Here is a 15070-nt window from a genome sequence, read left to right as displayed (position 1 = left end):
GTTCTACTGAGCAGCCAGGTACGTTACAGAGCACCTTTTCCGGCTAGTTGCAACAGGAAGGCGTATTCCATCGCTACTTCTTTCAGGGCGTTGAATCGGCCTGAGGCGCCGCCGTGGCCTGCTTCCATGTTGGTGTGCAGCAGCAGTACGTTGTTATCAGTCTTCATGGTGCGCAGTTTGGCTACCCATTTGGCGGGTTCCCAGTACTGTACCTGCGAATCATGCAGGCCCGTGGTTACCAACAGGTTCGGATAGGCCTGTTTCGACACCTGATCGTAGGGTGAATACGATAGCATGTAGTCGTAATATTCCTTTTTCTTCGGATTGCCCCACTCGTCAAATTCACCGGTCGTCAGCGGAATACGTTCGTCCAGCATGGTCGTGACCACATCCACGAACGGAACAGCCGCCACCACGCCCCGGTACAGCTCGGGAGCCTGATTGATGACCGCGCCCATCAGCAGACCACCGGCACTACCGCCCAGCGCAAACAGCTTGTCGGGGGCCGAATAGTTATTGGCAATCAGCCATTTCGAGACGTCGACGAAATCGTTGAAGGTGTTTTTCTTTTTCAGCAGCTTGCCGTCATCATACCAGGCCCGACCCATTTCCTGACCACCACGAATATGGGCGATAGCGTAGATAAAGCCCCGGTCCAGCAGGCTGAGTCGGTTGGCGCTAAATTCTGGTTCGGTGTTGCTGCCGTACGACCCGTAGGCATACTGCAGCACCGGCGAGGTACCATCTTTGGGAGTACCTTTCCGGTAGGCGATCGATACGGGCACCTGCACACCATCACGAACGGTTACGAAGACGCGCTCTGAAACGTAGTTTTTCTTGTCGAAGCCACCGAGAACGGGCTGCTCTTTCATCAACGTCTTTTCCTTCGTATCCATGTTGTAGTCGAAGGTCGACGAGGGGGTGGTCATTGATGAGTAGCCGAACCGGAGTATGTTGGTATTGAAATCAGGGTTGTTGCCGATACCTGCTACGTAAGCCGGATCATCGAATTGAAGATACTCGTCGGCCCTGTTTTTTTGGTTGATCACCCGCAGCTTGGCCAGTCCGTCTTTTCGCTCGCCCAACACCAGGTGATTGGTGAACACGTCCATGTTTTGCAGGAATACGTCGGCCCGGTTCGGAATCACTTCGTTCCAGGCGGCGCGGTTGGTCGTGGTGGTGAGGTTGTCGGCGGCTTCCATGAGGCGGAAGTTCTGCGCTTTGTAATTCGTCCGCACGTAGAACTTGTTGCCAATGTGCTGAAGGTCGTACTCGTGGCCGCGCTCCCGGGGATAAAAGACGCTGAACGTACCTGTTGGCTTGCTGGCATCCAGCAGCCGGTATTCGGTCGTAACGCCGTTATGGTCGCTGACAATGGCTACGTACTTTTTCGACTTCATCCGGTAGAGCCCCATATAAAACTGGTTGTCTTTCTCTTCGTATACCAGCACGTCGGCCTTGGGGTCAGTACCCAATACGTGTCGGTACACTTGGTAGCCCAGCAATGTCTGCACGTCTTTCTTTACATAGAAAAACGTTTTGTTGTCGGTTGCCCAGGCAAAATCGCCCGCTTCCACGTTCGGGATCACTTCGGGATACACCTGCCCCGTTTTCAGGTTCTTTACCCGCAGCGTATACAGGCGGCGGCTGACGGTATCTTCGCAATAAATGGCCAGCTCGTCGTTGTCGGAGACCTCATAACCACCAAGATTATAGTACGAATGCCCGTTGGCCATTGCGTTGCAATCGAACAGTAACTCTTCGGGAGCAGTTAGGGCGCCTTTCTTGCGAACGTAAATCGGGTATTCGCCGCCCTGTATAAAGTTGGTCTGGTAGTAATACGCGCCATCTTTATACGGAACTGACTGGTCCTGTTGCTTGATACGGCCCTTCATCTCGCTGAAGAGCGTTTCTTCGAGCGCTTTCTGCGGAGCCAGGACAGACTCAGTGTAGGCGTTTTCGGCCGTGAGATAGCTGATAACGGCTTTGTCTTCGCGGTCGTTAAGCCAGTAATAATTATCGGTGCGGGTACCACCGGGAGAAACGATTTCCTTTGGTTTCAGCGGAGCCACGGGGGGCTTCGGGAGTGTCTGTGCGTGCGCCATGCTGTACAGCGTCAATGCTGCAAAAAGTGCTGTAGTGTGTTTGTTCATGAAAGACGATGAAAGTAGCCTTGCCGGTTCCCTGTGAGTCGGATAGCGAACTGACGAAAAACGGCACCCGCTCACATCGTGAAGGAGTGCCGTTTTTTAAGCGGTAGTTGGGTATGCTCCTTACGGCACTACTTTCATGATGCCTTGCATGACGTAGAAGTGACCGGGAACTGAACATTCGTAGGTGTAGTCGCCGGGTTTGGTTGGGGCAATGAAATAGATTGATTCGTTGGTATTTGGCTGCAACAGGTTGGTATGGTGCAGCACCTTGTCGGTCTGTGGGATGTAGTTTTTCTCCTGCCCTTCCAGCCCCAGTTTCATTGCCAGCTCACCCACCTGGATGGCGGAACCAGGCGTGACCACGACGAAATTATGCAGCATATCGTCTTCGTTATTGAAGACGACCCGCACTTTGCTACCCGCTTTCACCTGGAATTGCGCGGGAGCGAATTTGAGGCCCGGCTTGGTACCCATGTTGATGGTGTAATCGGCATCACCGGCCCAGGAAGCAGGCATCTCGGTCACGCGTTTGGCGGAAGCAGCCCCCATTGTTTTGCCAGCCGGTTTGGTCGTCGTTGCTTTGGCCGCCGTTTTTTTACCCGTCGATTTCGTGGCAGGCATGGGCGGCGTGCTGGCGGTCGAGGCCATCATCGAATGGTCGTGCACAGGCGCGGGCGCGAGGCTGGCCACGGCTAATTTTTCGCCGTCAGGCATGTTGTTCAGCGTATAATACCCTACGTTATGCAGCAGCGTGCGCCCATTGGCCGACCGTACGCCCGCCGCCGTGATCTCGTGGATATAGCCCAGGCGCAGACTGTCGACCACCAGCCGTGCTGTCAACCCATCTGTAGACACCGCAATGCCTTTGATCGGGCATCCGCCGCGATTGATGACCGGACTGCCATAGGTAGCGTGGTATTTGTAGTTGAAGCCCGTGACTTTATAGGACGCCGGATCGGCCGCCAGCGCCGGGTCAACGGGGGTCGTGAATTCGATCTCGAATCCGTCGGGCATGGCGTGGATCGTCTTCATTTCAAAGGGTGTGCGCCCGGTCCAGACAAGCCGTTGCAGGCTGAACAGCTCTTTACCCGTCGAGGACCAGCCGCGGCTGGTCATGCCTACGAACATCGAGGCATCGTGGCCCCAGACGAGCCGGAAAACGCCTGACGAAAACCCTTCCCGGAACGGGAAAACAACGCCCTGGTACTCGCCTTTCACCTTCTCCAGATCAACACGCGACAGAATACTCTGTCCCTGATCGCCCACGAACAGCTGACCGGCAAACGGGCCAAACCCGCCCTTTGTATTGTCGGGAAGCATGCCTGACGTAGAGATGCCAAGAATGCCGTGGGGCAACCAAACGGCCGGGGCTTTCAGGTCGGTGAAGCGCTTCGAAACGTCGTAGAGAGGCTCGCCGGTGTTGGGTACGTCCTGCGGCTTGATTTGTAGCGGCGAGTCGGGCAGGCCAGTCCAGCGAAGGCTTTCGGCGTTACCCATGAAGTCGCCCCGTTCGACCTGCGAGATACGACCCGACCCGACCCAGTCGCCCTGGTTTTCGCTGTAGAAGAAATCACCAGCCTCGTTCATAACGTACCCAGCCGGCGATCGCATACCTGCCGCAAATGGCTTCATTTTACCCTCGGGCGTGATCTCGAGCGTCCAGCCTCGCCAGGGAACCAGACTGATACCGTGGCCAAGGCTGTTGCTCCAGCCTACGTTGAGCGTCACCAGCATATTGCCGTTGGGCAGAAACGTAGGGCCATACGAATATTCGTGATAGTTGCCCGACAGTGGCCATGAATACATTTTATCGTACGAATCGGCGCGGCCATCCTGGTCGGTATCGCGCAGGCGGGTTACCTCGCTGCGTTGGGTCACATAGATATCACCGTCTTTGTAAGCAAGGCCCAGCGGTTCGTGCAAGCCGTGGGCAAAGCGCTTGTAGGTGGGTCGTTGACCGCCGCTGATATACGGATTAGATACAATCCAGACTTCGCCACGGCGCGTACAAACGGCCAGGTTGCCGTCGGGCAACGTAGCCATGCCACCCACCTCCAGCACGACATCTTCGGGAACGGGTAATGAAATGATCTTATAAAAATCATCTTCCCGCTCAGGGTCAACTTCCGGTTTAGCCAATCCGTTCGGAGCCGGAGCGGGTTGTTTACTGCTCGAACTAACCGGCTTGCCGTCTTTCGATTGAATCTGGGCCTTTGCCGGCAGCTGGCAGGCACCGATGAGTGCCGCCACTACGAGCGTCCGTTGAGCCAGTTGGTATAGATTTATTTGAATGAGTTTCATTGGTGCTTGTTTGCGTCATTTTTTGTCGTCCCGGTCGGGATGCCAAAAAAGGTTTACCAAATAATTGAATAGGAGGCGGTGCCCGTGGCGCCGGTTGCTTTGATGGGAATCAGCAGTTCCTGGGTACGTTGTGGCGTGGTGCGAACCACTGGTTTCTCATTCGCTGGCAACTCAATGAAATACTGCTTGTCGTTGATGGCGTAGAGGCCATTGGGCAGTTGGGTAATGGTGCTCCCTTCGGCAGCGCGGCACCAGAGCTGGCCTTTTTCCTGCCCCAGACCAACGGTGAACGAATGCGCCAGCCGACGACCTTCATCCTGTGCGGCAAACGACTCGCGAACGCTTGCCGTACCCAGCGTGTACTTAAATACCGGCCGACCATCTTTATCAAGATCATACCCCTGATTGGTGTATACCGAATTGGAATCGGGCCAGGCGGCGTTGGCATCGGCCAGGAACGTGACAGACGGTTTGCCGGCCATGTCGATGACGCTACCGAGCGGCACCGACAGCTGCGTTTCGCCACGGCCATACCACATAGGTGTTGTTTCGAGGAAATCGCCCCGCCAGATTTGCAGGAATTCACCTTTACTTAAGTCGAAGCTGTAGTTGGCCTCACCCGGCTCACCCACCGAAATGGTGTGGGTACGTTTAGCCCCTTTATAATTCACAAAACCGCGCTGCATCACGGGTTCACTTTTGGCCAGCACCGAAATTTCACCAACAGGGTCCTGCGCTACAATGACCGGGTTAAGCGTAGTGTACTGCACACCGGGACCTTCGAGTGAGAGCGTGATGTCGTTGGAGCGGGCATACCACAGGCCAAAGTTTTTATAGTACGCCAGTTTGAGCGGATGATCGCCCGCCTCGAGCATGACCATAGTCGAGGCCGATCCGCCGTTGCGCCCACTAATGGTAAACACCGGCTTGTTGGCAATAGTCAGTTGCCCTTCGCCATTCGGATTGGTAGGGTTTGTCTCCGCCGGAATCCAGGCCAGGTTGAGATCGATCAGGTACTGACCGGTACGAGGGATATGAATGGTGCCGGTGATGATGCCGCCAAACTTATCGCGGCTGCCGGGGGCCAGGTGCGCCAGCACGTCGAGGTTCATCTCGCGTTTAGGCGTCATAGCGGTCATATCGTCTACTGACTTGAACCGACCTTCGTAGGCGCTCAGTTTCATGTTCGTCAGCGTTACCGGTTCAATACCGTAAGCCTTATAGCGGATGTTACGGATCGCCACGGCACCGTGATCGCCCTGAATCATGAGTGGGCCGGTTGGTTTTTCGTCGGTGAAGGCGGCGGCTCGGGTTGGGCCGGTCACTTCCACATTTTCCTGCACCGTAACGCCATTCTGGATTACCTTCAGAAAACGTGCATTGGCGATCTTCTGGCCAGTACTATTGAAGCGTGGGGCGCGGAACGTGATCGAGACGTGTTGCCACAAGCCGGGTGCTTTGCTGACGTTCTGGGCGGGCGGGTGCCCTTCATAGCCTTTGCGGCCTTCGGGGCGGCTTTCGTCCCAGCGTTCGTAAATAGCGCCACAATCGACGGTACGGGTGTTTTTCACGCCCCAGCTATCGAACAACTGGACTTCATAACGGCCCTGTAAATAGAGGCCGGAGTTGGCGCCTTTCTCCATCATGAAGTCCAGCTCCAGTTGCAGGTCACCGTGCTCCATGGCGGTGAGCAGGTGTTCGTTGGGTTTGGCCGAGAGGGTATTGACAAGCATGCCGGTACCGGCCTTGGTGCTGCCCTTACCAGCTGTATTCGGGTCGTAGAGCACATCGCCTACCACTTTCCAGTTGGTACCTGTTGCCCTGAACGCGGCCAGATTTTGCAGATCAACCTGCTGATAGGGAATTGTTGTCTGCTGCGCCGATGTGCTGGACGACAAAGGCAGTAGACTGCTAAGTAAAAAGAGAAAACGGTAGTGCATAGACACTAAAAAAATAGACGGTGATTTCTTACTGATTAAATCGGCGTAATACTGCGGTTTATCAAGGCTCCCTGCGGGATGTGCGGCCTCAAACCACAGGTGATGATCGCCGCCGGGATGAATGCAGGCATTTGAAAAGACTACTGATGGCTACGGAAAACATTGATTTAGGCTGGGAACAACGTATGGTAAGTATAAAGCAGAAGTAGGTCAAAAGATGGTATACTATGTAGTTGTGGCAGGCTATTTTGTGACTGCTGCCTGTTTGTCAGACCAATGTGTGATGAGTCAGTAATTGTACTCGTCGTTTAAAAAGATGCAAGGAACTCATAAACTGTTGATTAGCGGTATTTACCGTAAGCCAGTTTTTTGCTTCCCTACGAACGAAGAGCCAACAGGAATCCATATATTAGCTTGTAAATTAAGCAGATGCCAATGCCTATTCGTTCGCTTACGTACCGGTATTTATTAGCGCTGTCATTGGTGGCAGGTCTCACTATCTGGGGGCAGATATTGGTGCAACGGCAATTAAGCGGGCAGGAGAATGATTCATGGCTGGTCAATTTTGCCGGTCGGCAGCGATTTCAAAGCCAGGCTATCGTAAAAGATGTACTGCTGTTGACTACGGCAGCTTCATTCGTTGATACAAAACAGATTACCGCCGAATTAGCCCGGCTGCTCGCTACCTGGGAGCGATACCACATACAGCTCCGGACAGGCAAACTGGCTGATCTACACGCGCAGCACACGAATAGCGATACTATTCGGGCCATGTTTCTGCAGATCAGGCCTCACTTTGAAACGATCCGAACAGAAACACACTACCTGCTCGAAAAGTCCGGCTTATCCGCGGCCGAGAAAAGGCAGGCCGTCGATGCGATTCTGGCCCATGAACGTCAGTTTCTGAGTCAGATGGATCAGATTGTCAGGCAATATCAGTTTGAGGCGCAACAAAAAATTGAGGCGTTGCAGCGTATCGAGCGCATATTGATGGTGGTGACCCTGTTGGTCTTATTTCTTGAGGCCCTGCTGATTTTCAACCCTGTGGTACAAACGCTCAGAGCTAATTTTACGCAGTTGATAACGGCGAGGCAGCAAGCAGAAACCGCTAATGAAGCGCTGCTGGAAGCCAACAAGACATTGCAGCAAACCCAACAGCAACTTCTGCGCGAATCAGGCTTACGGCATCAGCAGCAACTGAGCGAACAGCGCATACGTATGGCCTCGCTGGTGCAGGGGCAGGAAGACGAACGCCGCCGCCTTTCCCGCGATCTGCACGATGGGATCGGCCAGATGCTGACGGGGCTGAAACTGCTGGTGGAAAATATCCGTTCGGCGCAGCTTCTTCCCGAGAATGAGCAACGTACCTACGCCAGTCTGAAAGGGCTCGTCGTGAAGATCATTCAGGAAACACGCCACGTATCGAACAACCTGATGCCGCCCGTGCTGAGCGATTTTGGGTTAGAACCGGCGCTGCGCTATGTGGCCGAGCAATCGGTGCAACAGTCGGGGCTGACTATCCGGGTGTTGTCGCAGGGGGCAGATACCCGACTTGAGCAGAGCATCGAAATAGGTTTGTACCGAATTGCCCAGGAAGCCCTGACAAACGCCATCAAGCACTCGGAGGCGACCGATGTGGAGATTGAACTGCGCATTCGGGAGAACCGGTTGCTACTGGCCGTTAGCGATAATGGCCGGGGCGTTGGCCCGTCGCAGGGCGACGCCGTAGTGAATGGGCAGGGCTTACACAACATGCGCCAGCGCGCCCGCCTGATGGACGGTGTGTTCCGGCTGCTTTCTCAACCTGGCCAGGGAACGCGTATTGTGGTCACTATTCCGCTGGATATAGAAGAGCCCAAGGCAACGCCATCACTGAGCGACAAGGTAAAAGTGTAATCGCCAGCTCGTGAAGCGTTACCGGTCCACTTCGCCCATGACCAGATCGAGCGACCCGATAACGGCCACCAGATCGGCCAGCATGCCGCCCCGGCTAATCTCGGCAATAACCGACAGGTTGTGGAATGAGCACGACCGGCAATGCGAACGCACCGGAATATCGGATCGCCCATCGGTGCGGAAAAAGAAACCCAGTTCACCCTTTGCGCTTTCGCCCCGGAAATAATAATCACCCGCTTTGGGCCGAATCTTTTTGGGAACCATCGCCTGCGGGTTATAATCGGGGGTGCGTTTATAGTCGGCCGTTAGTCGGTCAAGGCATTGTTCAATGATGCGCACAGACTCCCAGCATTCCTGAACGCGCACATAATTCCGGTCCCAGCAATCGCCCACGGCTCCGGCCTGCCCGGTACCGATCGGAATATCGAAGTCCAGCTCTGGATAGACCGAGTACGCATCGACCCGGCGCAGATCATAACGAAGCCCCGAACCACGTAAGACCGGGCCCGTACAACCATAGTCGATGGCTACCGCCAGGGGCAGAACACCCACGTTACCAGTCCGTTTTCTGAAAATCTCGTTATCGATCAGTACCTGCTGCAACTCGACCAGTTTAGGTTTCAGGTACGTGACAAATTCGCGGCAACGGACTTCGAAACCAACCGGCAGGTCGTAGAACAGCCCGCCAATCCAGATGTAGTTGTAGAGCATCCGGGCGCCGGTGACCCATTCGAGCATCCGTTGAATGTGCTCGCGGTCGCGCATGAGCCAGAGAAACGGCGTGAAGGCGCCGATATCGAGGCCATAGGTACCGATTGCCACAAAGTGCGACGCAATGCGGTTCAGTTCGGCTACCAGCACGCGGATGTATTCGGTCCGTTTCGGCAGGTCGTTTTCAATGCCCAGCATCCGTTCAACGGCCATGGCCCAGATGTGCTCGCCGTTCATGGCCGCCAGGTAGTCGAGCCGGTCAACGAACGGGATGCTCTGATTGAACGGCAAATTCTGCGTGTGGGCGTCGAAACAGCGATGCAGGTAGCCGAGGTGCGGTATTACGTCCTGCACGATCTCGCCGCTGGTCACGATCTCAAGCCGCAACACGCCGTGGGTACTGGGATGTTGCGGACCCATGTTCAGAATCATCTCGCCCTCAGCGAGTTGCTCCTGCTCATACACGTTCGGCTCCGACGCCCGAAAATGTCCGGGGCTGTACTCGTACTGAATGCGGGACTCGAGCGGCTGTTCTGTGATCATGGCGTTGCAAAAGTAACAGCCATTTCGTGGGAATATGTTCGGGTACCAGCGGGAAATAGAAGCGGAGCGTTACCTCAGTAAACGATAACAAAGCCGTTTCGGAATAGCTTATATACAGTCAACTTAATATGTATCATGGGAATCACATTAGCACAAGCCGAAGAATTGATCGCCGCTGCCAAAGCCAAATCGACCGAACTAGGTTTAAAAATGAATATTGCCGTTGTTGATGCGGGGGCCAATCTGGTCGCGTTTGTGCGTCAGGATGGTGCCTGGTTAGGCTCAGTCGACATTTCGATCAAAAAAGCGAAGACGGCCCGCTTCTTCGATATGAACACGGGTGACCTGGGGCAGGCCTCGCAACCGGGTGGTTCCCTGTATAACATCGAGCACTCGAACGGCGGGCTGATTACATTTCCCGGCGGAATACCCATCAGAGATGCCAGTGGCGAAGTAATTGGCGGCATTGGGGTGTCGGGCAGCACGGTAGAAAACGACCACGCTGTTGCTCAGGCAGGGGTAGAGGCTATCAAGTAAAGCCCTATTCGTTGCTTCGTTGGATGCATAGCCCTGTAAGGCCGCGGCGGCGGACCGTTTCGGCCTTACAGGGCTACGCATCTGATAACCTGACCTCGTTGGCACTACGCCTACTACTGATCACCGCGCCGCCAGATGAAGCCATCGAGGACGTAATGAGTTAGCTGGGGCAGGGCCAGCAAAGGAACGACCAGCACCAGCCAACCGGAATTTGTCAGCGTAGGCAGGTGCTGAAAAGGGGCAAATACACCGCTATGATCACGCCAGACGAGGCCATCCCACAGGCCCTCTTCCAGATAGGCCAGGAGCGCCAGAAAGCTGACAAACAGGAGCGCGCCCCAGACTTTTGTCTGTAGCGGCGTCGGCATGGTAGGGCGGTTGCTTACCCAGATCAGGGCCATATACGGAATGCCGTGAGCCACTACGTTGAGCAGGGTGAACGTGAGGTCGCCATTGAACCAGACAATACCCGCATACCACGACAGCGCCGTTCCGAGTACCAGGGCTTGCTTGGGTACGTTCAGGCTGCGTTGTTGTACATATCGCCTCATTTCCTGGCCAACGTACCCAAACAGCAGCAAAACGTAGCCTATACCCAACCCTGTCTTTATAGTTGCGGCTACGTGAGCTGATAAAGCGGGCTGCCAGAAGTCATCATCGACAAACCAGTTGAAGTTGCGGCCGGGCGTTAGGTGCCACCACAGAATAGGGTAGAGCGTGGCGGCGTAGATGGTCAGCACATCGACGCGGGTGGTTTGTGTATGGCGAGTATAGAGCTTGAGAAACCCGTATTGCTGCCGGATGAAATGGAAGACAGCCACATAGGCCAGTCCTCGCCAGAACCAGTTGGCCCCGAGACTATACAGCAACGTACCCAGCACATAACAGAGTACCGGTACCAGCAGAAAGGTCACCCGCTGCCGTTGAAAACGCGCAGGGTCAGCGTAGGTACGAAACAGCGTACTATACACATGCGCCACGTCGATAAGCAGGACCAGCCCCACCCAGGCCGCTACGGGCATGGCGCTGCTATGGCCGTATTGTGCTGGCAACAACGCCACAACCCCCAGCGCCACAAACGGCGGAGCGAGAATAAACGCACTGTCATAAGCCGGTGATTTGATCCAGGGCATTGGTGGGGTAGGGAATAGTAAGGCTTGTGGTTTTTGTTATCCCGACGGCAGGAGCGGTCTGCCGTTGCGGGATGACAAAAAAAGTGATTAACCATCAATTTGATCCAAATCAGCACCTCCAGCGTCCAGTATCGCTTTCGCCGCACGGATTCCCTGCGAAAAGGCTTCTTCAAAAATAGACAGGCCACTCAGGTCACTATGCGCGAAATGAATGCGGTTCTGAATGGGCTGCCTGGCTTTCTGACGGGCTTCGCCCCAGACAAAACCGGGTGTAGGCGCAATCATACCGTGCCCCCACACCCAGACTTCGGCTTCGCGTACATACGCCGATAAGCCCGGATGGGCCACTTCCAGCTCCGTGAGTGTCTGGGTCAGCCATTCTTCCCGGGTAGTCGCATAGGCCCGTCGACGTACCTGCGCCGGGTCGTTGCCGGTTAGTGGGCGGTAAACGGTGAGCACCCGCTGTGGGCTGTCGGTGAGGTGCTGGTGATTAGCCGACACGTACCCCACCGATTCGGTGCCGTAAAGCACATTATCCCAACAGAGCGTTGGTCCGGCGGTTTGGGGCAGCGCCTCAACGGTCAGGTTCACCACCACCCAGGGTGCATACTGAAAGCCGTCGACCGGCCGGTTCGGGGCAACGCTCGCCAGTAGCCGGCTTGCCACAAATTGCGGAATGGCCAGCAATACTTGCTTGGCCCGGATCACCGTTTGTTCGCCCGTAGGTACGTGGCTGACGGAAACACGAACGACGCCGGGCTCGCTCAGGTCAAGCGCGTAGGCGACAGCTTGCGTGCGAATGGGCGCATCGGCCTGTTGACGAAGCTGATTCATCAGGAATCCGTTGCCTTCGGGCCAGGTCAATACCGCCGAATGGAGGGCGGCGCCACTGCCATCGACGCCGGTTCCTTTGCGAGAGGCAAAATAATGGAGCCCCGCCCAGGCCGATGTCTGGTCAGGTGTGCTGCCGTAGTCGTCTTTGCAACTGTAGGCCACATACCAGCGCAGGTACGTCGACGTGAATCCCCGCTGATCGAGCCACTCCGTCATGGTTATCGTGTCGAGCTGGCGATAAACAGGGTCGTCTGAAGAACGGTCGAGCGGTATGGTGAAGGCGTCGCGACCGTCGGTTCCTTTTGCTTTTTTCAGCGTTTCGATCAGGGCTAAAAAGCGCACAATCTGCTGGCGGTCAGCATCGGGAATGCCTTCGCTTGGGACCAGGCCATCCTGCCAGCGCCCGTCGAGAAAGAGGCGTTCTTCAGGGTCGTGGCACAGGTGATAGTCGTTGTAAACAGGCGTTCCGTTTGCCGTGACTCCCGTGATAGTGCCGGTCTCGCGCAGAAAATCGATCAGTTCGCTGTGGCTTGTGTCAGGCACGGGCAAATAATGAGCGCCCCACGGGTAAGCCGACACCTCGTTTTTGCCGCTGCTGGAATTGCCGCCGGGCTGCGCTTCCAGCTCAATCATCAGCACATTGCGACTGCCTTCCCGCCACAGCCACCGCCGCGCCGACAGCCCCGCAATGCCGCCGCCAATGATTACTACATCATATTCCTTTGGCTCTATGTGGGTGGCCGGGGTCAACGCCTGCCGGAGCCAGTGCCCTGCTTTGGCATTGGGTCCATGCAACGTTCCGGGTACGTTAGTCCAGTCGATGCTGGCGGCCGATGTGCCCGCCGCGTCACCGCTCGCCGACGTGCAGCCCTGCAACAAGGGCGGTACTGTGAATACACCAAAGGTGGTGGTTTGTATGAATCGACGTCGGTTCATGGTGTAGCACCGAAGCTCCATCTTCGGTAGTGGTAAACGGGCTATTGACTACCGAAGCTGGAGCGTCGGTGCTGCGTCGGTTCACTGCCCGGCGGCGGCCCAGTCTTCTTCGAAATACTGTACCAGCGATTGATTGTTGAGTTTGTTGAGGTCGGTGGGGAGTTCGGCCATGTCGGGCGGGAAATCGCGGAGGCGGCGGAGGCTGTTGGCGTCGATGAAGCGGAGGCCGGGCGGTACGGTCTGGGTGCGTGGTCGGGGCGTGTCTTGCAGCGAAGCCAATACGAAGCCCCACTCGCCAAACGACGGCACATAGGCGTGATACGGCAGTGTCTGGAAACCTTCAGCCTGCATGGTATGTACCACGCACCAGAATGACCGCCGCGCCAGAAACGGGGACGTCGACTGCACCACCACTACGCCGCCCGGAGCCAGCCGTTGCGCCAGTTCGCGGTAAAAGGCCGTGCTGTACAGTTTACCGATCGAGTAGTTCGACGGATCAGGAAAATCGACAATGACCACATCGTAGCGGGCCGTGTCGGAACGTACCCAGCCATAGGCATCCGCGTTGATGACCTGTACCTTCGGCGACAGCAGCGACCGGTTGTTAAGGCTGGTCAGGAGCGTGTTTTCCTGGAAAAGGCGCGTCATACCGGGGTCCAGATCAACTAACCGGATGCGTTCAAGCTGGGGATAGCGAAGCAACTCCCGAACGGCCAGCCCATCGCCGCCGCCCAGCACGAGCACGTGTTTAGCGGCTGGGTTGGCCTGCATGGCCGGGTGCACCAGCGCCTCGTGGTAGCGGTATTCGTCGGCCGAGCTGAACTGAAGATTGCCGTTCAGGAACAGTCGCAGGTCCCGGGCGTTGCGCGTGAGCACGATCCGTTGGTAGGGCGTGCTTTTGCTGTAGATCACGGAACTCTGGTAGGTCGCCGCTTCGGCAAAGGCCATGATCCGTTCGGCACCGACGAAGCCAGCCAGCAAGGCCAGGGTTGCCAGGCTCGCCGCTGTGAGTAAGCCTGGCCGGAAGGGTCTGGTTTCAGGGAATTTGAGCAGCAACCAAACGGCCACGCCCACATTGAGCAGCCCAAACAGGAGCGAGGTGCGCACCAGGCCAAGCATGGGCACGAGCACGAGCGGGAAAATCAGCGACGCCAGCAGCGCCCCGATGTAATCGAAGGTGAACACGCGCGACACCAGATCGCGGAAGGCCACGCGGTGTTCCAGAATGCGCATCAGCAACGGAATTTCCAGGCCTACCAGTATGCCCGTCAGGCCCACGAGTGAGTAGAGCACGAGCCGGAACGACACCACATATTCAAACAGAACGAACAGCAACGGCGCGCTGAAGCCACCCACCAGCCCCACGAGCAACTCAATGCGAACGAACCAGCGCAGCAGGTTGCCATCGAGCTTGTTGGACAGCCACGAGCCCACGCCCATCGCGAACAGGTACGTCCCGATGATCGTTGAAAACTGCGTGACCGAATCGCCGAGGAGGTAGCTGGCCAACGTACCCGCGATGAGTTCGTAGATCAGCCCGCAGGTAGCAATGACAAAGACCGACAGCAGCAACAGCCATTGCTGCGATGATTCCTGCTCCGCTACCCCGCGTCTGCTGCCCGACTGTGTTGGCTGGTCAACCATGCGACGCCATACCGACGATGAAGGCCACGGCCAGCATGAACCCGGCCGCCATGATCGCCAGCGCTACGTTTTTCTCGTCGACGATCTTTTTCCAGAGGTTTTCCGGGGCCAGCTTCTCGATCACCACAAACGAGACCACCAGGATCACGATGCCGATCAGCGAGTACACAATGGAGGCAACAATGGCCTTCTGGTTTAAATATTCCATGCGAAAAGGGGGTTATTTGTGATAAAAGCCGGTTCGTCCACGATAGCCGCCGCGTCCGCCTGAACCGGAGCCGTAGCCATGTTTTTCGGTCTCGTAGTTGTCGTCACCCAGGAGGCGATTGCCCGTAAACTCCGCCCAGGCGAAGAAGCCAAGCAGCACAAGCACAAGCCCGACATAGATTGGTGATTTCGTAAGAGTGGAGATAATCTTTGATAGCATAAGCTTGGGAGGCGT

Annotated in this window: 11 protein-coding genes; 2 read left to right on the top strand and 9 right to left on the bottom strand. The window is 56.1% G+C overall.

Annotation, left to right across the window (positions count from 1 at the left end):
* Window positions 1–23 precede the first annotated feature (23 nt).
* From ACAW75_RS00965 to ACAW75_RS00955, 3 genes are all read right to left on the bottom strand, one after another.
* The gene (locus ACAW75_RS00965) at window positions 24–2153 is read right to left on the bottom strand and encodes a S9 family peptidase (RefSeq protein WP_370726788.1); all 2130 of its coding nucleotides are present in this window, start codon (window positions 2151–2153) and stop codon (window positions 24–26) included.
* A 120-nt stretch (window positions 2154–2273) separates the two neighbouring features.
* Window positions 2274–4454, bottom strand: a complete 2181-nt coding sequence (locus ACAW75_RS00960) for a plastocyanin/azurin family copper-binding protein (protein ID WP_370726787.1) — start codon at window positions 4452–4454, stop codon at window positions 2274–2276.
* A 53-nt stretch (window positions 4455–4507) separates the two neighbouring features.
* On the bottom strand, window positions 4508–6394 hold the full coding sequence (locus ACAW75_RS00955; protein ID WP_370726786.1) for a 3-keto-disaccharide hydrolase: 1887 nt from the start codon (window positions 6392–6394) through the stop codon (window positions 4508–4510).
* Window positions 6395–6829: 435 nt separating this feature from the next.
* Here ACAW75_RS00955 and ACAW75_RS00950 point away from each other — a divergent pair, with 435 nt between their 5' ends.
* On the top strand, window positions 6830–8290 hold the full coding sequence (locus ACAW75_RS00950) for an ATP-binding protein (protein WP_370726785.1): 1461 nt from the start codon (window positions 6830–6832) through the stop codon (window positions 8288–8290).
* Window positions 8291–8308: 18 nt separating this feature from the next.
* On the opposite strand, the gene ACAW75_RS00945 is transcribed toward ACAW75_RS00950, so the two are convergent.
* Window positions 8309–9544: an NADH-quinone oxidoreductase subunit D gene (locus tag ACAW75_RS00945; protein WP_370726784.1), complete on the bottom strand. Its 1236-nt coding sequence runs from the start codon at window positions 9542–9544 to the stop codon at window positions 8309–8311.
* Window positions 9545–9679: 135 nt separating this feature from the next.
* On the opposite strand from ACAW75_RS00945, the gene ACAW75_RS00940 reads away from it, so the two are divergent.
* A complete protein-coding gene (locus ACAW75_RS00940) occupies window positions 9680–10081 on the top strand; it encodes a GlcG/HbpS family heme-binding protein (RefSeq protein WP_370726783.1) in 402 nt (133 codons plus the stop codon).
* 113 nt (window positions 10082–10194) lie between these two features.
* Here ACAW75_RS00940 and ACAW75_RS00935 read toward each other — a convergent pair whose 3' ends face one another.
* The 5 genes from ACAW75_RS00935 to ACAW75_RS00915 all read right to left on the bottom strand — a co-directional run bounded on the left by ACAW75_RS00935 (window position 10195) and on the right by ACAW75_RS00915 (window position 15055).
* Entirely contained in the window at window positions 10195–11214 is a 1020-nt protein-coding gene (locus ACAW75_RS00935; RefSeq protein ID WP_370726782.1) for a hypothetical protein, read from the bottom strand.
* An 87-nt stretch (window positions 11215–11301) separates the two neighbouring features.
* Window positions 11302–12984: an FAD-dependent oxidoreductase gene (locus ACAW75_RS00930; protein WP_370726781.1), complete on the bottom strand. Its 1683-nt coding sequence runs from the start codon at window positions 12982–12984 to the stop codon at window positions 11302–11304.
* An 81-nt stretch (window positions 12985–13065) separates the two neighbouring features.
* Entirely contained in the window at window positions 13066–14628 is a 1563-nt protein-coding gene (locus ACAW75_RS00925) for a polyamine aminopropyltransferase (protein ID WP_370726780.1), read from the bottom strand.
* Window positions 14621–14836 carry a DUF350 domain-containing protein gene (locus ACAW75_RS00920; RefSeq protein ID WP_370726779.1) on the bottom strand — a complete coding sequence of 72 codons (216 nt, stop codon included), beginning with the start codon at window positions 14834–14836 and terminating at the stop codon, window positions 14621–14623. Before ACAW75_RS00920 ends, ACAW75_RS00925 begins: the two co-directional genes overlap by 8 nt.
* Before the next feature lie 12 nt (window positions 14837–14848).
* Entirely contained in the window at window positions 14849–15055 is a 207-nt protein-coding gene (locus tag ACAW75_RS00915; RefSeq protein ID WP_370726778.1) for a hypothetical protein, read from the bottom strand.
* Window positions 15056–15070 lie beyond the last annotated feature (15 nt).

Origin of the sequence: Fibrella arboris, from assembly GCF_041321095.1 — a bacterium.
In the GTDB taxonomy this organism is placed as follows: Bacteria; Bacteroidota; Bacteroidia; order Cytophagales; family Spirosomataceae; genus Fibrella; species Fibrella arboris.
Note: the sequence above shows the minus strand (reverse complement) of the source record. Positions and strands in the feature narration are given on the sequence as shown.